This window comes from Vibrio sp. 10N.247.310.17, from assembly GCF_041466605.1.
Lineage (GTDB): Bacteria > Pseudomonadota > Gammaproteobacteria > Enterobacterales > Vibrionaceae > Vibrio > Vibrio tasmaniensis_A.
Genome location: NZ_JBFSTC010000007.1, coordinates 1 through 21,414 on the forward strand (window position 1 = coordinate 1; position 21,414 = coordinate 21,414).

Sequence of the window (21,414 nt, forward strand, 5' to 3'; positions counted from 1 at the left end):
GAAACAGAGCCGCTAACGGACTCTCATCTAGACGTCGGCGTGAATCAGTTAGGACACTGGGTGCAACACGAGACCAGCTATCTTCAGGTTTAGGCTGAAGTGCAATGTCTAATGAACTGCACACCTCTTTGATAGACATGTTGCGTTGCAGCCCCATCCAAATAACTAACCAGACAGCTTGCTGAGCGGGAAGCCGACGTCGTCTTATGCTCGCTTTATTGGTTTCAAGAAGAGCTTGTTCTATCCACTCAATCTGAATGGCGTCGACAACAGATTCATAATTGTCGGCATCTTCAATGGTCTCGTGTGCCATTGCTAATTCTTGTTCAAGCATAAAAAAATCCCCATCAACGTTGTTGATGGGGATTATCTGCTAACTGCAAGATCGTTCAAGTCTTCTTAAACGATCGGCATTACCACAGTTGTGGAGCCTTTTAGTATTTGAATCGCTGGTTTTATTTAACGACCATTGATTACGAACGTCTATTTAATGACCGTCGATTATTTCTGCGTTGCCGCTTTCATTGGCGTAACAAACTCCGCAAGTGCTTTAAGCATTGCTTCTGGTTGTTCAACGTTGTTTTCAATGATTTTCACAACCGCTGAGCCAGAGATAGCACCTGCAGCGCCCGCTACAATCGCTTCTTTCACTTGTTCAGGAGCAGAGATACCGAAACCAAGCAGTGCTGGTGGCGCATCAAACTTGTTCAAACGATCAAGTAGGGCAGTTACAGGCATGTTTGCTTTTGTTTCTGCACCCGTTACGCCTGAGCGAGAAAGTAGGTATGTGTAACCGCCACCTAGCTCAGAAACTGATTGAAGTGTTTCATCGCTTGCTGTTGGCGGAGCAATAAAGATTGGGTGAACTCCAAACTTCTTCGCAGCAGCAACAAATTCGCCGCTTTCATTGGTTGGTACATCAGCAATCAATACTGAATCGATACCTGCTTTTGCGCAGCGTTCGTAGAAGTTCTCAATACCACGTGCGTAAACCAAGTTCGCGTACATCAGTAGGCCGATTGGCAGCTCTGGGTATTTAGCGCGAATTTGACCAATAAGATCAAAACACACATCTGGCGTTACTTTAGAATCTAAAGCACGAATGTTTGCGCCTTGGATTGTTGGGCCATCTGCAAGCGGATCAGAGAATGGAATACCAAGCTCAAGTGCATCTGCACCCGCTTCAACCAAGGTTTCCATGATCTTAAGTGATTGCTCAGGGTTAGGATCGCCAACCGTTACGAATGGTACAAATGCGCCCTGATTCTTTTCAGCTAAGCGAGTGAAGAGTGATTGATAGCGATCCATTATAATGCTCCTTTCTCTTTAAGAATGTCGTGTACAGAGAAAATGTCTTTGTCACCGCGACCAGATAAGTTAACGACTAATAGCTGTTCTTTCTCTGGGTCGTCGTGAGCCATTTTTACAGCGTGAGCCACAGCATGAGATGACTCTAGTGCTGCGATAATACCTTCTTTACGTGCAATCAATTGGAACGCTTCTAGCGCTTCGTCATCGGTCACGTTGTCGTATTCAGCACGGCCAATCGCATTTAGGTGCGCGTGTTGAGGACCAACTGATGGGAAATCTAGACCCGCAGATACAGAGTAAGACTCTTCTACTTGGCCGTTCTCATCTTGCATCAGTGGGGCTTTCATACCGAAGAAAATACCGGTTTTACCGTGTTTAAGCGGCGCGCCGTGTTGGTCAGTATCAATACCTTTACCAGCAGGCTCTACACCGATTAGGCGAACAGACTCTTCTTCAATGAAATCAGCGAACATGCCGATAGCGTTTGAACCACCGCCAACACAAGCGATAACGGCATCAGGAAGGCGACCTTCACGAGCTAGAATTTGGTTTTTCGTTTCTTCACCAATCATGCGTTGGAAATCACGAACAATCGTTGGGAATGGGTGAGGACCCGCTGCAGTACCCAATAGGTAGTGCGCGTCTTCATAAGTTGCAGACCAGTCACGTAGCGCTTCGTTACATGCATCTTTTAGCGTTGAAGAGCCAGAATGAACAGGGATAACCTCTGCGCCCATCAACTTCATGCGGAATACGTTCGGGCTTTGACGTTCAACGTCTTTTGCACCCATGTAAACGCGACACTTAAGGCCTAGTAGAGCACAAGCAAGCGCTGTTGCAACACCGTGTTGGCCTGCGCCAGTTTCAGCGATGATTTCTTGCTTACCCATACGTTTAGCAAGTAGCGCTTGGCCAAGTACTTGGTTTGTCTTATGTGCGCCGCCGTGAAGTAGATCTTCACGCTTTAGGTACAGTTTGGTTTTTGTACCTTTAGTCAGGTTACGCGTTAGCGTTAGTGCCGTTGGACGACCTGCGTACTCTTGCAGAAGCGTCATGAATTCACTGCGGAACTCAGGATCGGCTTGTGCATCAATAAATGCTTGTTCTAGTTGGTCTAGTGCTGGGACTAGGATCTGCGGTACGTATTGACCACCGTATTCACCGAAGTAGGCATCGAGTTTAGCCATTGTGTTATTCCTTCAATTCTATTGGAGTGTCTTCACACCAAGTCATTTAATCTTGTTTGAGCTTCGCAAAAGGCAAAGCTCACAAATATGTTTTTAGTTTCCGCTTTCTAGCTCTGGTTTTTGCTTCTAGAAGCCAGACTAGTAATTACGAATCGCTGCAAAAGCGCGTTGCAGCTTGTCTGCGTCTTTTTTACCAGGAGCGGATTCAACGCCAGAGTTTAGGTCTAATCCTAAGCAGCCCAACTTAGCCGCTTGGTTAGCATTTTCTGGGCTTAGACCTCCTGCCAACATAATTGCGCTTTGGTTGTTGATTAGGCTCCAATCGAACGCTTGGCCAGTACCACCCGTTTGAGAACCTACTTTAGTATCTAGCAGGTGACGAGTCACGTTGCTTTTCAGTAATTCTGGTAGCGCGCTTTTAGCACCGTTTTCACCACCAGAAGCCACACCGTAAGCTTTCCAAATCTCAACGCTTTCAGGTATTGATTGTTTTAACTCATCAACAAATGCTTGAGACTCATCACCGTGCAGTTGCACAGCGAATAGGCCTAGCTCAGATACCGTTTTCGTAACGTCTGCTACGCTGTGGTTTTGGAACACACCCACGTAGTTCAGCGGTGCGCCACTCATGGTTAAACGAGCCGCTTCGATATCCACATGACGCTTAGACGCTTCAACGAAAATCAAACCACCGAACACCGCACCAGCTTGATAAGCCTTCGCGGCATCGTCAGAGTGAGTTAAACCACACACCTTGTTTTCACCGAGTGTTACTTTACGCACTGCGAGTTCAAGGTTCTTCTCTGCCATTAAAGAGCTGCCGATTAGGAAGCCGTCTGCAAACGTTGAAAGGTCACGCACTTGTTGATGTGTGTAGATGCCAGACTCTGAAATCACGACTGCGTTTGTAGCCAGTTCGCGAATCAGCGGAGCCAACTCTTTGGTACGGTTCAAATCAGTCGAAAGGTCACGCAGGTTACGGTTATTAATGCCGATCACTTTCGCTTTTAAAGCGACTGCGCGGTGAAGCTCTTCTTCGTTGCTGACTTCGGTAAGTACACCCATGTTGAGTGAGTGAGCGACTTCCGCCAGTGCTTGGTACTCTTCGTCATCTAATACCGATAGCATCAACAAGATAGCATCAGCAGAGTAGTGACGAGCTAGGTAAACTTGGTAAGTATCAACCATGAAGTCTTTACACAGAATCGGTTGCTTAGCAATGCTGCGAACCTTTGGTAAAAACTCAAAGTCACCTTGGAAGTATTTCTCGTCGGTCAGAACTGAAATTGCATTTGCGTGGTTGTTGTACACCGATGCAATGTAGTCCAAATCAAACTCGTCACGGATCAACCCTTTTGACGGAGATGCCTTCTTACATTCAGTGATGAAAACCGTTTGTTCGCCGCTCAGTGCATCATAAAAGCTACGGTCTGTTGCGGTTAACGCTGCTTTAAACTCGTCCAATGGTTGAGTTTGCTTACGCGCTTCAACCCATTGGTATTTGTCACGAACGATTTTTGCTAATACTTCCGCCATTTCAGCTTCTTTGATTGAAACGTGGGTCGACAGTTTATCGGTAGTCTGTGTCATGTTCTTTGTCTCGTCGTTCGTTAGGCGTGTGCAGCAAGCTTTTGTACAAGCTCGTACGCTTTGCCAGAGTTCATCGCGTCAATCGCTTGCTGTGCGTTGGCTTTTAGATCTTCGTGACCAAATAGACGCATCAGCAGAGCAACGTTGACTGCCACAGCGCCAACTTGAGCATCTGTGCCTTTACCCGTCAGGATATCCGTTGTGATGGCTTTGTTCTCTTCTGGCTCGCCGCCCTTGATTGCTTCAAGAGGGTGAGTGTTCAAACCAAAGTCAGCCGGTGTCACGGTGTACTCGTGAATCTTGCCATCTTTAACTTCAGCAACGATGGTTTCGCCATGAATAGCCACTTCATCAAGGCCGCTACCGTGCACAACGGCAGCACGCTTCATGCCCATTTGCAGCATGGTTTCCGCGATAGGGCGTACTAGCTCTTTGCTGTAAACACCCATTAGCTCGATGTTAGGGCGAGCAGGGTTAATCAGTGGGCCAAGGATGTTGAAGATAGTACGTGTTTTCATAGTTTGACGAACAGGCATCGCGTGACGCACGCCACCGTGGTATTGCGGAGCAAATAGGAATGCTACGCCAAGCTCATCGACAGCCGTACGAGTGTCTTCCGCGGTCATCGCTAGGTTGATGCCAAACGAATCCAGTAGGTCAGAAGAGCCTGATTTGCTCGATACACTGCGATTACCGTGCTTCGCGACTTTTAAGCCACACGCTGCTGCTACAAATGCAGAAGTTGTAGAAATGTTGATGGTGTTGTGACCGTCGCCACCTGTACCTACGATGTCAGCGAAATCGTAATCAGGGCGTGGGAACGGGTTTGCATTGGCAAGCAGTGCTTTCGTCGCGCCAGCGATCTCATCAGGTGTTTCGCCTTTGATTTTCAATGCAGTCAGAGCAGAAGCCATCAAGATTGGGTCAAGTTCACCCTTGATGATGACATCAAATAACTGTTGGCTTTCTTCTTGAGTAAGAGACTGCTGTTCGTAAAGTTTATTAATCTGTTCCATGATTTCGTCCTATTTTCCTGTCTTCTCAAGGGGAGAGCTTTTCTCTAAATGAATAGGTTTCTCAAGAGCCCATTCGATAGCGTTTGCTAGAAGCGTTGCACCGTAGGTCGTCATAATTGATTCAGGGTGGAATTGGAATCCACAAACCTTGTCTTGTTCTTGAACCACAGACATCACCAAATCATCGACTTCAGCTGTCACCGTTAGGCTATCAGATACATGCGTTGCCACTAAAGAGTGGTAGCGAGCGATAGCCAATGGCGAAGGTAAGCCTTGGTAAGTCGCATGGTTTTGGTGTTCCATCATCGACACCTTACCATGAATGATTTCGCCAGCGCCTGCAACGGTGCCGCCGTAGGCTTCAACAATCGCTTGGTGGCCTAAGCAAATACCAATCATTGGTACTTTGCCTTTTAGAAGCTGAATCAGCTCTGGCATGCAGCCCGCATCAGCCGGAGCGCCGGGGCCTGGTGAAAGCAGTGCAACAGGGTTGTCTAGCTCGTTGATCGCCGCTTCAACAACCTTTGCAGGAATGTTGTTACGGTAAATTTTCACGCTGTGACCTAATGAACGGAACTGGTCTACAAGGTTGTAAGTGAATGAGTCGAAGTTATCGATGAATACAATATCAGCCATGATTACGACTCCTTCTTATTTGAGATGTTCTTAGTATGTGCAGCTTGAATCGCAGAGATGACCGCTTGTGCTTTGCCGCGCGTTTCATCTGCTTCTGCTTGTGGGTCAGAGTCGAACACCACGCCCGCGCCCGCTTGTACTTGTGCTACGCCATCTTCAACGTAAGCAGAACGAATTACGATACAAGTATCTAAAGTGCCTTCACCGGTTAGGTAACCGACTGCACCACCGTAGCTACCACGACGCGTTTTTTCTACGTCACGGATAAGCTGCATTGCGCGGATTTTTGGTGCACCCGTTAGCGTACCCATGTTCATACAAGCTTGGTAAGCGTGTAGGGCATCTAAGTCTTCACGGAGCTGACCAACAACACGAGAAACCAAGTGCATTACATGGCTGTAGCGATCAACTTTCAGCAAGTCTGCTACGTGGCGAGTGCCTGCTTTTGCAATACGTGCCACATCGTTACGAGCTAGGTCGACTAGCATCATGTGTTCAGCGTTTTCTTTCTTGTCGGTACGCAGTTCAAGTTCAATGCGGCTATCTAGGTCGAAATCAATTTGACCATTCGGGCGCTTACCACGACGACGAGTACCAGCAATTGGGTAAATTTCGATTTGGTTGGTTTCAGTTTCGTACTTCAGTGCACTTTCTGGAGAAGCACCAAACAGAGTAAACAGCTCATCTTGCATATAGAACATGTAAGGGCTTGGGTTACTTTGCTTGAGTTCTTTGTAAGCCGCCAGTGGAGCAGGGCAAGGTAGCGTAAAGCGACGTGAAGGTACCACTTGGAATACATCGCCTTTAACGACGTATTCTTTTAAATCACGAACCGTTTGGCAGAAGTCTTCATCTGAAACACTCGGTACAGCGTCAACGTTGTCGAGTGGCGTAACTTCTGTGATGGCTTTCAATGACTGACACTGTGTTTGAATGTCGGCTAGGCGCTCTGTTAATTGCGCTTTGATGCTTTCATCTTGAGCAAACAAGCTCGCGTGAAGTAGGCCTTCGTTTTCTTGGTGGTCGAAACGTAATAGAGTCTCGGCAACGTAGAAAACAAAGTCAGGGCAGTTGTTGGTCGCTTCAGCATCGCCTAGCGGTTCAAAGTTCGCCACGATGTCGTAAGCGAATAGGCCAGCCATGAATAACGCGTGTTTGTTATCCGCGTCTTGCTCAAAGCTATGCTGAACCAAACGCAGTGCATCGAATGAAGACGCTTGTCTTAACCGTGAGTCTTCGTCTAATTCGTTACTTGGCTCAACAAAAGTCAGTGTCAATACGTTATCCTCAAGGTCAGATTTGATCTCTGTTTTAACGTTTTGAGCTAGGTGTTCGATTAGCGCTTGACCATTTTGAGTCAACGCCTGAAAGGTTACTTCATGTCCGCGACATACGATGCGAACAGCAGAGTCGATAAGGAGTAGGCTTGTCAGGTTCTGTTTAGATTCAATCTCAGCCGATTCCAACAGCAAACTGTCTGTTTTGTTTTCACACAGAGTATGAAAAACGCTGGTTGGATCTTGCGAGTAAGGAACGGAAGAATTGATGACCTCAATGGTTCCCAGCTTTTTGATTTCAATGGCCTTGTTCACAAGACCTCCTTTATGATTCTTTAAATTTCCTGCCGTACATAGTCGCATAAAGATACCTTTCACCCAATCTAGAATATGGTCAATTCGTTGATTTGTTAGTCAGTTGAATGTGAGATGTTCGACAAATTAAAAAGCCCGCTATGAAAGCGGGCTTAGTGATAACTTTTTTATAAACAAACTGTTTAATTAGAAGTACACGCTGGCCCACCAAGAACTTGTCCAAGTGCGCCACCAATTAAGCTCTGAACTTGCTTCTACTGAAGAAAGTTCTAAAACTTTATCTTTATGGTTTTGGTTAAATTCTTGTAACATAGTGAACCTATCAAATGTGATACTTCGTATTTGTGTACTAGTTAACTAGTTTTGCGCTTGCAGGTCAAGTGCGTTGACACAAATATAACGATAAAAATTGAAAACAATGAAAAAGAATATATGAGAATTGATCTACATAGTCATACAACAGCCTCAGATGGCCGACTTACTCCACCTGAACTGATTGACCGAGCGCTAGGCTTTAACATCGAAGCGTTAGCGATTACAGATCATGATACGACTGATGGACTTGCTGAAGCACGCAGCTATATTGCTGATAACAATCTTCCTATTCAGTTGATTAACGGCATCGAGATCTCAACTGTTTGGCAAAACAAAGATATCCATATTGTTGGGTTAAACGTCGATCCTGAATCACCAGAATTGAAAGCGTTAATTGAACAACAGAAGCAACACCGTGTTGGACGTGCAGAGATGATTGCTCAACGTCTTGAGAAAGCGACTCGTGAAGGTGTGTTAGAAGAGGTTAAGTTGATTGCAGGTGATGCACCAATTACTCGAGCACACTTTGCGAAATGGTTAGTCGACAATGGTTACGCGAAAACCATGCAGCAGGTGTTTAAAAAGTTTCTTACGCGCAACAATCCAGGTTATGTGCCGCCAACATGGTGCTCAATGAGTGATGCTGTCACGGCTATTCATGCGGCTGGTGGTCAAGCGGTATTAGCTCACCCTGCGCGATATGGCCTTACCGCCAAGTGGGTTAAACGCCTTCTCGCTGCATTTGTTGAAGCAAATGGTGACGCTATGGAAGTCGCTCAGCCTCAGCAAGCGCAACAAGAAAGACGCACACTTGCGGATTATGCTATACAATACAAACTATTAGCCTCCCAAGGCAGTGACTTCCATTATCCATCTCCGTGGATGGAACTTGGACGTAATCTCTGGCTACCTTCTGGGGTCGAAGAAGTATGGAAAGATTGGGAGTTTCAAACGGTTTCACCAACTGATACCGATGACAGTATTTAGGTGAACCAGCTCCTTCTGATGATAGAGTCGAGAGATTCGATAACGAGGATCAACAATGAGCCAGTTTTTTTATGTACACCCAGATAACCCACAAGCACGCTTAATTACTCAAGCGGTTGCGATTATTCGCAATGGCGGCGTTGTGGTTTATCCAACAGATTCAGGTTATGCACTGGGTTGTCAGCTTGAGAATAAACAAGCACTCGAACGCATCTGTAAAATTCGTCGAATCGATGATAAGCACAATTTCACTTTGTTATGCCGTGATCTTTCTGAATTGTCACTTTATGCACGAGTAGATAACGTGGCTTTCCGTCTGCTTAAGGCGCACACGCCAGGTGCTTACACGTTTATTTTCAAAGCAACAAAAGAAGTGCCAAAGCGTTTGATGAACGCTAAGCGTAAAACGATCGGTATTCGTGTACCGGACAACAAAATTGCCCTAGATCTTCTAGAAGCAATGGGCGAGCCATTGATGTCGACGTCTCTGATTCTTCCGGGTAACGAGACCACTGAATCGGATCCTGAAGAAATTCGTGACAGCTTAGAGCATGCGGTTGATGTCATTTTGAATGGCGGCTACTTAGGTGAACAACCAACCACGGTTATTGACTTCAGTGACGATGACGCCGTTGTTTTACGTCGTGGTGCCGGTGATCCAGCGCCGTTTGAATAATAGCGTTACTGATTAACAGTCTGTAACGAAACAGCAAACCTGCCAGAGTAAATAACAAGTGCTTTTTGGCAGGTTATTTGCGATAATACGCGACCGCGATTTGGTCGCGAAAAATTCATTCGACGTCTGTGAAGACGACAATTAGGTAGAAAAGAGTAAATGAGCGAAAAATTACAGAAGGTTTTAGCGCGAGCTGGTCACGGTTCTCGTCGTGAACTAGAAGGTTTAATCAAATCTGGTCGTGTAAGTGTTAACGGTCAAGTTGCGAAATTGGGTGAGCGTCTTGAAGACGAGAACTCAGTGATCCGTATCGATGGCCACACAATTACAGGCAAAGCCTCTGAAGAAGTGGTTTGTCGTGTACTTGCTTACTACAAACCTGAAGGTGAGCTTTGTACTCGTCACGATCCTGAAGGTCGCCGTACTGTTTTTGATCGTCTACCTAAGATCCGTGGTTCTCGTTGGATTTCAGTTGGTCGTCTTGATGCAAACACATCAGGCCTACTGTTGTTCACAACCGATGGTGAACTAGCAAACCGCCTAATGCACCCAAGCCGTCAGGTTGAGCGTGAGTACCTAGTACGTGTATTTGGTGAAGTAACCGAGCAAAAAGTTAAGAACGTGACTCGTGGCGTTCAACTTGAAGATGGTATGGCTCGTTTCGAAGATGTGGTTTACGCTGGCGGTGAAGGTATGAACCATACTTTCTACGTAGCAATTAACGAAGGTCGTAACCGTGAGGTTCGTCGTCTTTGGGAATCACAAGAAACAACAGTAAGCCGTCTGAAACGTGTACGTTACGGTGATATCTACCTTGATAAGAAACTGCCTCGTGGCGGTTGGAAAGAGCTAGATCTTCAAGAAGTAAACTACTTGCGTGAGCTTGTTGAACTTCAGCCAGAAAAAGAGACACTGTTGGATCTTGATCCTGCAAACACTTCTCGTAAGCGTGAGCGTTCTCGTAGCCAGAAAATTCGTCGTGCTGTTAAGCGTCACGAAGAGCGCGCAAATGCTCCTAAAGGCCGTAGCAACCAGACTAAGCGTAAGAAGCCTGCAACTCGCGGTACTACAACACCTGATTCAGGTCGTAGTGCTCCAGCGACTAATGGTAAACCTCAGTCTACCAAAAAGCCTAAATTGAACAACGGACGCCCGGCTAAACCGGCTAAGCCAAGATCACGTAAGTAATTACACCAGTAGTTGCTACAGTTTTTAAGCTTAAAGCTTAATCCAACGTTTCGAATACAAAAAAACCTGCTAACTTAGCAGGTTTTTTTATGTCTTGAATATGGCGTAGTTCAAATCATGTGGAAGTGCTTGATCAGGTAGAAGTGCTTAGTCAGCTAGAAGCGCTCAACCAGCTCGGCTGACTCGCTACGATTGATATTAGGTCACTTTCAAATGATTCGAGAAGTTGTCACCCTTCGCCATGCGGTCATACAAAATAACATTGACCGCGGCAGCAAGGTTCATGCAGCCATTAGTCGGAACGTAGATGGTTTCACGACAGAAGTCTGTGATCTCTTTTTTCAGAGTCCCATCTTCAGGGCCGAAGATATAAAAAGCACGAGGTGGGTGCTTATAATCAGGCAGAGGCTTAGCGCCTTCTATCAAATCAACCGCGATGGGCACGCAGCCAACAGGAATAATATCTTTAAGATCTTCAACACCAATTAATGGCAACTCAAGGTGCTTTTCTTTGGTGTCGGTATGAAACTGTCGAGCGTGGTCATAACGGGTGCCAGTATAAAATACAGAGTTTGCTCCGTAGCAACCAGCTGCTCGCATTACTGAGCCAACATTTTCAGGGGTTTTGGGGTTTACTAATCCAACACAGGCATAGCCTTTGGATAGGGTATCTGTCTTTGCTTTGGTCATAATTTTGTAGAGTTGCAGTTTAAAGTGATGAGGCTATGAAGTCGTAAGAAAACCAGCTCAGTACTCTGAGCTGGTTTAAGAAGAGCCTAGTCGCGTTTCCACAACATGTGACAGAACTTGTGTTCAGGGTCACGGCTGATCAGTAGACGAGCGAATACGTCATCTAAGACATCATCAGCTTCATTTACAAGACCAATGCGTACTTCAGCGTAGATCTCTTTGTCGACTTCAAAGCCAACATGTTCAACCCAATCGTCACCAGTTTCAACAAGTTCTGCAGCGCCACGATCTTCAAACTGAGCCGTGAATAAGATCACGTCTGCAGGTTCAAGATTATCAGCAGCCATCTCTAGAAAGATGTCGTATGCAGTGTCAATTGCGTCGTCGTAAGACATTAGGTTGTTAGCTTCGGTCATAATCAGTATCTTAGCTTGCGCGGTTCATGTATTTACGTTCAGCTGTGTTCACAACAACTTTGTCGCCAGTTGCAATGTACTCAGGAACTTGAACAGTAAGGCCTGTAGAGAGACGAGCTGGTTTAGTACGAGCTGAAGCAGATGCACCTTTGATTGAAGGGTCTGTTTCTTCGATTACTAGCTCAACTGAAGTTGGTAGCTCAAGAGTCGCCGCAGTACCGTCGATAAGAATCGCGTACATACCTTGCGTATCTTCGTTGATGAATAGCAGTTCGTCTTCGATCATTTCACCGTTGAAGATGAACTGTGTGTAATCTTCGTTATCCATGAAGATGTACTCGTTGCCATCAACGTAAGAGAACATCACTGCACGCTTAGTTACGTCGATCGTTTCAACGATTTCGTCAGCCTTGTGACGAACTTCTGTTTTAACGCCAGTTGCTACATCGTGACCACGGAAGCGGTAAATCTTTTGACCGCCTCGGCCACCTGGTGTTGTTACTTCGATATCTTTAACTAGTACTGTTTTGCCATCAACATTGATCGCAAAACCTTTTTTAATCTCACTTGCTCTAGGCATTTTGTGTTTGTCCTTATTGGGTCTATCCGGTGATTATATCTCGTAGACGCTATAAATAGGAATAGCTTGAATCATAAAGTCACCTAAGCGATCATAGAGAGACAGTTAAATCATTATTTTATTTACCGAAACGACCTATGCAGCTACCTGTTATTGACCCAACACAGCCATTTCAACCTGAATTTCAACCTGTGGTTAACGATCTGATTACCTTTCTAAAAGGTGGGTTAGGTTCTAATCTGCACAGTGTCTATGTTTATGGCAGTGTGGCACGTAAGCAAGCCGTTGTCGGTCGCTCGAATCTAGATGTGGTTGTGGTTACCCATCGTCCTTTTCCAGATCAACGAACCACGCTGCTGAATACCATCAAATGGCGCTTCCAAAAGAGCTTCCCTCAGGTCACACAAGTGGCAATCAAAACCACCTTGGTAAGCGAGATCGTTGATTTCGACAACATCTTTACTTGGGGCTTCATGCTCAAGCATTTAGCCGTGTGTGTGCATGGTGAAGATTTATCAGACTGTTATGGTGATTTCGAAACGAGTTGGGAAATTGCCAAACACTGGAATATGGATGCGGAAAACTGGTTAGCGGTTTATCGTAATAAGATTGCCCGAGCAACAACGCCAGAACAGCAAGTCGCCGCGCAGGTGATTATTGCCAAGAAACTGTTGCGAGCCAGTTATTCTTTGATCATGTACCGAGACAAGAACTGGTTCGATGCGCCTATGGAGTGTGGTCAACAGTTCTTGAGATATCATCCAGAGAAAGAAGTTGAGATTCAAAGGTTGGGTATTCTGCTGTCTGGGCGTGCGATTCCCAAACGTTCAGTGATAGGGATTCTTGATGGTTTTGGTGAATGGTTGGTTAAGCAGTATCAGAAAACTGAGTTTCGAATCGGGTAGGGGTCGTAAGCTATCCATTGATATGAAAAGCAGAGCAAGCTGAAGAGCACGTCTCTGCTTTTTCGTTTTAAGCTTATCTAGAGCTTTAATACATATCTCGAGTTTGAAGGCCGTTTCGAAAATAGAATAGGTCTAGAACAGGCCTAGTTGCTGCCCGCTGACTCTTTCAAAATCTAACCCTATAAATGGCAGAATCGCTTCTGCGACCGGTTTAATCTGCTTGTCGATGTAATGTTGATAATCGATACCGCTCTTCAAATACTCCTTGGGCTCGGGGCCACTCAGCGTAATCAAATATTCAATACGTCCTTTGTTTTGGTATTGAAGTGGGCGACCAAGCTGGGCATTGATCTCATCGGCCAATCTTGCCGCGCGAACCTGTGGCGGAATGTTCTTCTGGTATTCATGCAATTTACGGCGTAAGCGTTTTTGATACACCAGTAAATCATCGTGTTTGCCCGCGGATGTTTCATCGACAAACTGTCTAACATAATCACTTGGATCTTGGTCGTGAAAGACCATCTCATACAAGGTTTGTTGGAACTGCTGTGCAAGGGGCGTCCAATCGGTTCGGGCACTTTCAAGGCCTTTAAAAATGATCTTCTCTTGGTCACCTTGGTTGATTAAGCCTGCATAACGTTTCTTCGATCCTGTCTCTGAACCTCTAATGGTTGGCATTAGAAACTTGCGATAGTGAGTTTCGTATTCAAGTTCGAGTATTGAGGTTAGGTTGTAGGTTTCTTTTAAGTGATTCGTCCACCAATCGTTGATGTAAGCCACAAGGGAGTGACCAATCTCGTCTGCTTGTTCTTGCTCAAAACTGCCATTAAGAGACACGAAAGTTGAATCGGTATCTCCGTAAATTACTTGATACCCTTTATCTTCTATCAGAACCTTGGTTTGCTTCATGATCTCATGCCCACGCATGGTGATAGAGGATGCTAAGCGAGTATCAAAGAAACGACAACCAGAAGAACCCAGCACGCCATAGAAAGAGTTCATGATGATCTTAATCGCTTGAGAAAAAGCTTTCTCGTTGTTTTTCTTTGCGACATCACGCGCTGCCCAGAGGTTTTCGATCATCTCTGGTAGAAAGTGCTTAGAACGGTGGAATTGACCGCCACGGAACCCAGCTACTGCTTGGTCTTCTTCAGAGCCTAACTCTAACTTTAGCCCTTCAATTAACCCCATAGGATCAATCAAGAAAGAACGAATGATCGATGGGTAAAGGCTCTTAAAATCGAGTACCAACACAGAGTCATAAAGGTTGGGAATCGAATCCATCACATAACCACCGGGGCTAGCGATCCAGTTCTCAGGCTCTAAGTTCGGCGCGACGTAACCCGCTCGGTGTATCTGAGGCATGTATAAGTTAGTAAAAGCAGCGACAGAGCCGCCAACGCGATCAAGTTCAACACCAGTTAAGCGAGAACGTTCAATAGCAAAATCGAGTAGGTGAGTGTGTTCGAAGATTCGGTTTACTAGCACACAGTCTTGAAGGTTGTACTTGGCAAGTGAAGGTTTATCGAACTTAAACATTCGATTGATTTCATCCATGCGGTCATGAACATTATGAATGTCTTTGCCTTCGCCCAGTAACTCTTGTGACACGGACTCAAGAGACCATGACCTGAAATGGTAGGTTGCTGTTTTAAGCATATCGATACCATCTAAGACCACGCGACCAGGAATGGTAATGAACCCCTGCTGGTTTTGTGCGGAGCTGCGAAAGAAGCTCGGTTGATTGTCGCGACCAATACTGAGTTTCACTTCGTTCCATTCTGAACGTTTGTGCAGCAGCCTAAAGTCGAAATCAATGACATTCCAACCGATGATGATGTCCGGGTCAAACTCGGAGAACCACGCAATCATAGCTTCAAGCAGCGCTTTCTCGTTGGCAACCCATTGGATATTGGTGTCGGCTTGTTGTGGGTCGCCAATCATTATCACTCGGCTATCCATTGGACTGTCTAGGCCGATGGAATAAAGCACGCCTTTTTCCGAACACTCAATATCAAGCGAAACCACAGACAAGTTTGGCAAGTAATCGCCAGCTCGACATTTTGCGTTCGATACTCTGCGATGCTGTCTTTTTGGAGTGATAGTGCCTGTGAATTCGATACTGCCCTTGATAAAGCGCTCCATCAAGAAACGATCGGCCAGTCGAATATCACTTTCAAAGGTTTGGATCTCTTCACCGTTAAAGGCTTGAGCTAACCCGAAGCTGCTTCTCGATAAGGAAGAGTAACAAGCGGCTAAAGGGGTTTGGTCAAATGTTGCTAGCTCCAAAGGCTTTAACTGGCAATTGATAGACTCTTTCGCTGCGATAGCCTGACATGCTTCAACATCAGTTTGCGCGACAAAAAATACAGGCTTTTCATTTTGAATTGTCAGTAGAGTAGGGCCTTGAGGGGTGCTTAACCACAAGTCGATTTGTGTGCGCCCTGAAAAGTCTCTTGCTTGTCTTGTGAGTACAAAGCCTTGCTGAATATCCAATGTAGTAACCTATTGAAATTGGGAATCGAATACTACCACCTAGCGACCCTCAGCGCATAACAGGCAGCAAAAATACTAACTAAATTCTAGTTAACAGAGGCAAATAACGGGACTCTATAAGCAAATAAGTGAAATTGTCGCGAATGGCTATTCAATGGTATTGAAAATATCTTTATCTTGTGTAATTTTATTGGGTGTTGTTTTAACTGGTTGATTTTTAGAAAAAGCTTGTTGTTTTAGTTGGCTTATTTGTTAATAAGTACTTGCTAAAGTTCGTGTTTCAGCACATATTCAACAGAGCTTTTTTTTAGTAATTAAGTTAAGATGTACTCAATGCTGCGATTCACTGTTCCTTTGTTCCTTTGTTCCTTTGTTCAATTGTTTCAAACAGATGAAATGACACAGTGGTTGCAGAGCCAATTAATAGTGTGGAGATACAAGTTTGATAAATGTTTTCCTTGTAGATGATCACGAGCTGGTTCGCACAGGGATACGACGTATTATTGAAGACGTCCGTGGAATGAACGTAGCAGGGGAAGCTGAAAGCGGTGAAGATGCTGCAAAATGGTGTCGTACTAACAATACTGACGTTATTTTGATGGATATGAATATGCCTGGTATTGGTGGCTTAGAAGCAACCAAGAAAATCTTGCGTTTCAACCCTGATGTTAAAATCATCGTTTTAACTGTTCATACGGAAAATCCGTTTCCAACTAAAGTGATGCAAGCTGGAGCTGCTGGTTACCTTACTAAAGGGGCAGGTCCGGATGAAATGGTAAATGCAATTCGAGTGGTTAATAGTGGCCAACGATACATTTCGCCAGAAATTGCGCAGCAGATGGCTTTGAGCCAATTTTCGCCTGCGTCTGAAAATCCATTCGCAGACTTATCTGAACGTGAACTTCAAATCATGATGATGATTACCAAAGGTCAGAAAGTGACGGATATTTCAGAACAACTCAATCTAAGTCCTAAAACAGTCAACAGTTACCGCTACCGCTTGTTCAGTAAGCTGGATATCAGTGGCGATGTAGAGCTGACGCATTTAGCGATTAGACATGGAATGTTAGACACTGAGACCCTTTAACACTGAGATCGTATAGTGACCAACTTGTTTGACTCAGTCTCATTCCTCAAGACAGTAACAGAGCAGCCCGGCGTTTATCGAATGTATAACGCCGAGGCTGTTGTTATTTACGTCGGTAAAGCTAAGAACCTCAAAAAACGCCTTTCCAGTTATTTCCGTAAAAAAGTCGACAGTGAAAAAACACGCGCTTTAGTCAGCAATATTGACAAGATCGATGTCACTGTAACGCACACGGAAACAGAAGCGCTCATCCTTGAGCATAACTACATCAAGCAGTACTTGCCTAAATACAACGTACTTTTGCGTGATGATAAGTCGTACCCTTATATTTTTATTAGCGGTCACAAGCATCCTCGTTTGTCGATGCATCGTGGTGCTAAAAAGAAAAAGGGCGAATACTTTGGTCCTTACCCTGATTCCGGCGCTGTGCGTGAGACGTTGCACCTACTACAAAAAATCTTTCCTGCTCGCCAGTGTGAAGATACGGTTTATGCCAACAGAACGCGCCCGTGTTTGATGTATCAGATTGGCCGTTGTGCTGCGCCATGTGTCAGCTCAATCATCTCTGATGAAGAGTACAGTGAACTTATCGACTACGTTCGTCTGTTCTTGCAAGGGAAGGACAAGTTAGTCCTTGAGACGCTCATCGAAAAGATGGACACAGCAAGCAGAGAGCTTCGCTTTGAGCAAGCTGCCGCGTTCCGTGACCAAATCCAAGCGATTCGACGCGTGCAAGAACAACAATATGTATCCGACGATTCAATGGAAGATATGGACGTGTTGGGCTTTGCTCAAGAGAATGGCGTAGCGTGTATTCATATCTTGATGATTCGCCAAGGCAAGGTTTTAGGCAGTAGAAGCCATTTCCCGAAAATTCCCAACAATACGGTGCGAGAAGAGGTTTTTTCGAGCTTTTTAAGCCAATATTATCTTGCGCATAATGAAGCGAGAACCATCCCAACTCGTTTGATTCTCAATGCCGATTTGATGGAAGATATCACACCGATTCAAGAAGCCTTGTGTGAAGTGGCGGGTCGTAAGATTCACTTCAATACCAACCCTTCAGGTACTCGAGGTCGTTACCTTAAACTCTCGAATACCAATGCATTGACGGCTATTACCACTAAGATTAATCACAAGATGACCATCAACCAGCGCTTTAAAGAGCTTCAAGAAGTGTTGTCGATGGATGTGATTAAACGGATGGAATGTTTTGATATCAGTCATACCATGGGTGAAAGTACGATAGCGTCTTGTGTGGTGTTCAATCAGGAAGGCCCTGTTAAGCCGGAATACCGCCGTTACAACATCACTGGCATTACCGGTGGTGATGATTACGCGGCAATGGCTCAGGCGCTTGAGAGGCGTTACTCGAAGCAACTTGATGTCGATAAGATCCCAGACATCATTTTTATCGACGGTGGTAAAGGTCAGCTCAACCGCGCTCATGAGATCATTTCTCAATATTGGGGTGATTGGCCATTTCGACCAAGAATGATGGGTATAGCCAAAGGGGTTACGCGTAAACCGGGTTTAGAAACCTTGGTGACTCTTGAAGGCGAAGAGTTCAATTTACCCAGTGATGCGCCAGCGCTACACCTTATCCAACATATTCGTGACGAAAGCCATAATCATGCTATTGCCGGGCACAGAGCAAAGCGTGGTAAAACGCGTAGAACCAGTGCACTTGAAGAAATTGAAGGGGTAGGGCCTAAGCGTCGTCAATCTTTGTTGAAATATATGGGTGGCTTACAAGAACTTAAGCGCGCAACTGTCGAAGAAATAGCCAAAGTGCCGGGCATTAGTCATTCTTTGGCAGAAAACATTTATCAAGCATTGAAACAATAGTAAAAATCCCGCACCATTAAAGCGCAATTGATAAGAGCCTAATAATATGCGTTTGAATATACCTAACATTTTGTCCTTACTGAGACTATTTTTAATCCCAGTATTCGTTGTTGTTTTTTACCTACCTTATGAATGGGCTCCTTTTGCTGCTGCAATGGTGTTTTGGGTAGCGGGTTTTACTGACTGGCTAGATGGCATGCTGGCTCGTAAACTAGGACAAACGTCTCGCTTTGGTGCCTTTATTGACCCCGTGGCGGATAAGGTGCTCGTTGCTACTGCTCTTATCTTAGTTACCGAGCATTATCACTCGATCTGGGTGACTATTCCTGCTGTGACCATGATTGGTCGTGAAATTATCATCTCGGCGCTTCGTGAATGGATGGCTGAAATCGGCAAACGTGCAAGCGTTGCGGTATCTTGGGTTGGTAAAGTGAAAACCGTTTCTCAGATGTTTGCTCTTTGGGTACTTATCTGGCGATACGACGACTGGATGGTTTGGGTGGGTTACATTGCACTCTATGTTGCAACCGTTCTTACTTACTGGTCAATGGCGCAATACTTGATGGCCGCCAAAGATGATTTGTTAGACGAAAAACACCATTGATGAAGAAGCGAGCTGAGGCTCGCTTTTTTGATCTTTAACCTAAGGTTAAATTATCAATAGTGGATATCTAATGTGATATAGATCTCCTTTGAATAGCCTGTCCACAAAGTGCTTTGCACACAAAGTCAGCTATTTAGCCTGTTTCGTATAAAATCTATTCAAACGAATTAAAAATACAAAAATAATATTGACTCAAACGCTCGAATCCGTAGAATGCATCCCGTACCCAAGAGGATGGCAATAAGCGATTCGATTGGAGTTATTAAGGCGCCTTGGCAGAGTGGCTATGCAGCGGATTGCAAATCCGTGGACCTCGGTTCGACTCCGGGAGGCGCCTCCATTATCTCTTTTTCTTAGTTAATGAGAAGAGGTAAGAGTAATGAAAATGCGATACTAGCTCAGTTGGTAGAGCGCAACCTTGCCAAGGTTGAGGTCATCGGTTCGAACCCGATGTATCGCTCCAAAATTTGTAATGTTGATTAGCGTCAGCATTAAGATGGTGTTTTACTTTTCAGTAATCGGCATCGCAATAAAGAATTGCGTGCCCTGGTGGTGGAATTGGTAGACACAAGGGATTTAAAATCCCTCGGCGTTCGCGCTGTGCCGGTTCAAGTCCGGCCCGGGGCACCATCTATTAAAGTCTACGTCTTAACGGGTGTAGCAAATGCGATACTAGCTCAGTTGGTAGAGCGCAACCTTGCCAAGGTTGAGGTCATCGGTTCGAACCCGATGTATCGCTCCAAATTAAAAAGCCCGAACAGAAATGTTCGGGCTTTTTGGTTTCTGCCGTTCAACATTTTATTACCCCACATTTTTCCTGTTTGACTCCCGTGGTTAGACGGTCGATAAAATATTCAAATTCTCATACCTTTAACTTCGTTTTAAAAGCGAGATTCCCTATGAACTCGTTCCTCGTACTAGGGAATGACGAAAGGGTGCTGAGATCTCAAAGCCTCACTAGCAACGTTTGTATACCCGCGTCGTCATCCTCGGGCGTGAGGAACGAATGAACCGGGGATCTCCTTACCTAAAGATTAACTTGACGATATTTTCAGCAATTTGTCAGTTACCGCTCCTATTTATCAAGCGATTATTAAAAACTATTGATCGTTCATTTCACTTTATGTTATTTTCCCGCGCAATCTCGGAATGAATAATGTTCAAGAAGAGCAACGATTGCTTCTGGGGGATACGCGTAGTGACCATTCTTGCTGATTGGGACATTACGTAGGGTAGGTATCAGCTAGCCTTTAGCTGATAGACGGGATACTTATGGCGCAATTCGCCATGCTAATGGGAAACCCAACATTGAACACACTAATAACAACATTGCTAATCAGCTCTGCATTTCCAAAGGGACCAGCTCCTCATAGCTGCCCGATCCTGCAAAAATGTCCAATTCTTCAAAACAGTAGCATTACTGAACCTTGAGCTCACGCTAACTAATTTTTTTGCTGTCCTAAGACGGCCTAATTTCGTATTCGTCATTTGACTTATGCGAGCGTACAGCTATATCTCATTTCTAGACAATACGCGTGTTTCATTATGAATGCTCTCTAAATCAATAGAGGGACTGTATGCAATTGCGTCTGATGGAGGTGAGTATGAACACATTCAAGGGGACTTTTATGACTACCGCCTTTGAAGTCGATATTAATACTATCGCAAATTCATTTTCAACTATGGTTCCTATCGTAGAGGGAACTTACGACCTAACGCCTGACGCTATTTTGCTAGAGCAAGAACAGCATGAGTCGGATGTTCGCTCTTACCCAAGACGCCTACCAATTGCTATTAAACGAGCATGTGGTGTTTTAGTTGAAGATACTCGTGGCCAACTCTTTCTCGATTGCTTAGCTGGTGCAGGTACACTTTCTCTGGGCTACAACCACCCTGAGATTAACCAAGCGCTTAAAGACCAGCTCGATTCTGGTTTGCCGTACCAAACACTTGATATTACGACTCAAGCAAAAGAGACGTTTATCAAGCGAGTTAAAGCTTTTCTCCCTCAAGACTTTTCAACGAACTCGGTTCTTCAATTCTGTGGCCCGTCTGGCGCTGATGCTGTGGAAGCCGCGATCAAGCTAGCCAAGCAAACTACAGGTCGCAACACCATGTTTGCTTTTCGTGGTGCTTACCACGGCATGACGAACGGCACCATGGGCATGATGGGTAACCTCGGCACTAAAGAACGTCGTAGCGGCTTGATGTCTGACGTACATTTCATGCCTTTCCCATACAACCTCCGCTGCCCGTTTGGCATTGGTGGTGAAGCAGGTGCTAACGCAAG

General features: G+C 45.2%; 20 protein-coding genes, 4 tRNA genes and 1 other annotated feature. Of the genes, 12 read left to right on the plus strand and 12 right to left on the minus strand.

From position 1 onward, the window contains the following. From AB6D80_RS03770 to AB6D80_RS03805, 8 genes are all read right to left on the minus strand, one after another. The coding region (locus AB6D80_RS03770; protein WP_372187787.1) for a transposase domain-containing protein at positions 1 to 334 on the minus strand (334 nt) is incomplete at its 3' end. Between the two features lie 167 nt (positions 335 to 501). After that, entirely contained in the window at positions 502 to 1,308 is an 807-nt protein-coding gene (gene trpA / locus AB6D80_RS03775) for a tryptophan synthase subunit alpha (protein WP_017080965.1), read from the minus strand. Beyond that, on the minus strand, positions 1,308 to 2,498 hold the full coding sequence (trpB, locus tag AB6D80_RS03780; RefSeq protein WP_010438034.1) for a tryptophan synthase subunit beta: 1,191 nt from the start codon (positions 2,496 to 2,498) through the stop codon (positions 1,308 to 1,310). Before trpB ends, trpA begins: the two co-directional genes overlap by 1 nt. A 138-nt stretch (positions 2,499 to 2,636) precedes the next feature. After that, positions 2,637 to 4,088, minus strand: coding sequence for a bifunctional indole-3-glycerol-phosphate synthase TrpC/phosphoribosylanthranilate isomerase TrpF (gene trpCF, locus AB6D80_RS03785; RefSeq protein ID WP_372187789.1), 1,452 nt, complete (start codon positions 4,086 to 4,088; stop codon positions 2,637 to 2,639). Positions 4,089 to 4,108: 20 nt separating this feature from the next. Next, positions 4,109 to 5,104 (minus strand): anthranilate phosphoribosyltransferase, encoded by a 996-nt coding sequence (trpD, locus tag AB6D80_RS03790; RefSeq protein WP_372187791.1) that lies wholly within the window; start codon positions 5,102 to 5,104, stop codon positions 4,109 to 4,111. 9 nt (positions 5,105 to 5,113) lie between these two features. Then, positions 5,114 to 5,740 carry an aminodeoxychorismate/anthranilate synthase component II gene (locus tag AB6D80_RS03795; protein ID WP_017104070.1) on the minus strand — a complete coding sequence of 209 codons (627 nt, stop codon included), beginning with the start codon at positions 5,738 to 5,740 and terminating at the stop codon, positions 5,114 to 5,116. A 2-nt stretch (positions 5,741 to 5,742) separates the two neighbouring features. Then, a complete protein-coding gene (locus AB6D80_RS03800) occupies positions 5,743 to 7,332 on the minus strand; it encodes an anthranilate synthase component 1 (RefSeq protein ID WP_372187793.1) in 1,590 nt (529 codons plus the stop codon). 125 nt (positions 7,333 to 7,457) lie between these two features. Next, positions 7,458 to 7,572: a sequence feature (Trp leader region), on the minus strand. Next, positions 7,519 to 7,644 carry a Trp operon leader peptide gene (locus tag AB6D80_RS03805; protein WP_372187795.1) on the minus strand — a complete coding sequence of 42 codons (126 nt, stop codon included), beginning with the start codon at positions 7,642 to 7,644 and terminating at the stop codon, positions 7,519 to 7,521. Its footprint overlaps the feature before it by 54 nt. 120 nt (positions 7,645 to 7,764) lie before the next feature. Here AB6D80_RS03805 and rnm point away from each other — a divergent pair, with 120 nt between their 5' ends. The 3 genes from rnm to rluB all read left to right on the plus strand — a co-directional run bounded on the left by rnm (position 7,765) and on the right by rluB (position 10,498). Then, positions 7,765 to 8,634: an RNase RNM gene (gene rnm, locus AB6D80_RS03810; protein ID WP_371703815.1), complete on the plus strand. Its 870-nt coding sequence runs from the start codon at positions 7,765 to 7,767 to the stop codon at positions 8,632 to 8,634. 55 nt (positions 8,635 to 8,689) lie between these two features. Then, complete coding sequence (locus AB6D80_RS03815; protein ID WP_009848751.1) at positions 8,690 to 9,310, plus strand: L-threonylcarbamoyladenylate synthase; 621 nt, start codon at positions 8,690 to 8,692, stop codon at positions 9,308 to 9,310. 159 nt (positions 9,311 to 9,469) lie between these two features. Beyond that, positions 9,470 to 10,498: a 23S rRNA pseudouridine(2605) synthase RluB gene (rluB, locus tag AB6D80_RS03820; protein ID WP_017104066.1), complete on the plus strand. Its 1,029-nt coding sequence runs from the start codon at positions 9,470 to 9,472 to the stop codon at positions 10,496 to 10,498. A 198-nt stretch (positions 10,499 to 10,696) separates the two neighbouring features. Here rluB and AB6D80_RS03825 read toward each other — a convergent pair whose 3' ends face one another. The 3 genes from AB6D80_RS03825 to yeiP all read right to left on the minus strand — a co-directional run bounded on the left by AB6D80_RS03825 (position 10,697) and on the right by yeiP (position 12,184). Beyond that, a complete protein-coding gene (locus AB6D80_RS03825; protein ID WP_004729783.1) occupies positions 10,697 to 11,188 on the minus strand; it encodes an RNA methyltransferase in 492 nt (163 codons plus the stop codon). Positions 11,189 to 11,274: 86 nt separating this feature from the next. Continuing rightward, positions 11,275 to 11,604: an HI1450 family dsDNA-mimic protein gene (locus AB6D80_RS03830; protein ID WP_017108380.1), complete on the minus strand. Its 330-nt coding sequence runs from the start codon at positions 11,602 to 11,604 to the stop codon at positions 11,275 to 11,277. Between the two features lie 10 nt (positions 11,605 to 11,614). Next, entirely contained in the window at positions 11,615 to 12,184 is a 570-nt protein-coding gene (gene yeiP, locus AB6D80_RS03835) for an elongation factor P-like protein YeiP (protein ID WP_009848748.1), read from the minus strand. 137 nt (positions 12,185 to 12,321) lie between these two features. Between yeiP and AB6D80_RS03840 the strand changes: the two genes are divergently transcribed. Continuing rightward, the gene (locus AB6D80_RS03840; RefSeq protein ID WP_065111105.1) at positions 12,322 to 13,089 is read left to right on the plus strand and encodes a nucleotidyltransferase; all 768 of its coding nucleotides are present in this window, start codon (positions 12,322 to 12,324) and stop codon (positions 13,087 to 13,089) included. A gap of 132 nt (positions 13,090 to 13,221) precedes the next feature. Here AB6D80_RS03840 and AB6D80_RS03845 read toward each other — a convergent pair whose 3' ends face one another. Beyond that, a complete protein-coding gene (locus AB6D80_RS03845) occupies positions 13,222 to 15,585 on the minus strand; it encodes a DNA polymerase II (RefSeq protein ID WP_372187797.1) in 2,364 nt (787 codons plus the stop codon). Positions 15,586 to 16,027: 442 nt separating this feature from the next. On the opposite strand from AB6D80_RS03845, the gene uvrY reads away from it, so the two are divergent. The 8 genes from uvrY to AB6D80_RS03885 form a co-directional block, all read left to right on the plus strand. Further along, positions 16,028 to 16,672, plus strand: coding sequence for a UvrY/SirA/GacA family response regulator transcription factor (gene uvrY / locus AB6D80_RS03850; RefSeq protein WP_004729778.1), 645 nt, complete (start codon positions 16,028 to 16,030; stop codon positions 16,670 to 16,672). Between the two features lie 15 nt (positions 16,673 to 16,687). Continuing rightward, on the plus strand, positions 16,688 to 18,520 hold the full coding sequence (gene uvrC, locus AB6D80_RS03855) for an excinuclease ABC subunit UvrC (protein WP_372187799.1): 1,833 nt from the start codon (positions 16,688 to 16,690) through the stop codon (positions 18,518 to 18,520). Between the two features lie 46 nt (positions 18,521 to 18,566). After that, a complete protein-coding gene (gene pgsA / locus AB6D80_RS03860) occupies positions 18,567 to 19,124 on the plus strand; it encodes a CDP-diacylglycerol--glycerol-3-phosphate 3-phosphatidyltransferase (protein WP_012604331.1) in 558 nt (185 codons plus the stop codon). Positions 19,125 to 19,390: 266 nt separating this feature from the next. Further along, positions 19,391 to 19,464 (plus strand) — tRNA-Cys (locus tag AB6D80_RS03865). A 47-nt stretch (positions 19,465 to 19,511) separates the two neighbouring features. Continuing rightward, positions 19,512 to 19,587, plus strand: a tRNA-Gly gene (locus AB6D80_RS03870). An 80-nt stretch (positions 19,588 to 19,667) separates the two neighbouring features. Then, a tRNA-Leu gene (locus AB6D80_RS03875) sits at positions 19,668 to 19,754 on the plus strand. Between the two features lie 36 nt (positions 19,755 to 19,790). Continuing rightward, positions 19,791 to 19,866 (plus strand) — tRNA-Gly (locus tag AB6D80_RS03880). An 862-nt stretch (positions 19,867 to 20,728) separates the two neighbouring features. Continuing rightward, on the plus strand, positions 20,729 to 21,414 hold a 686-nt coding region (locus AB6D80_RS03885; RefSeq protein WP_372187801.1), incomplete at its 3' end, for an aminotransferase class III-fold pyridoxal phosphate-dependent enzyme.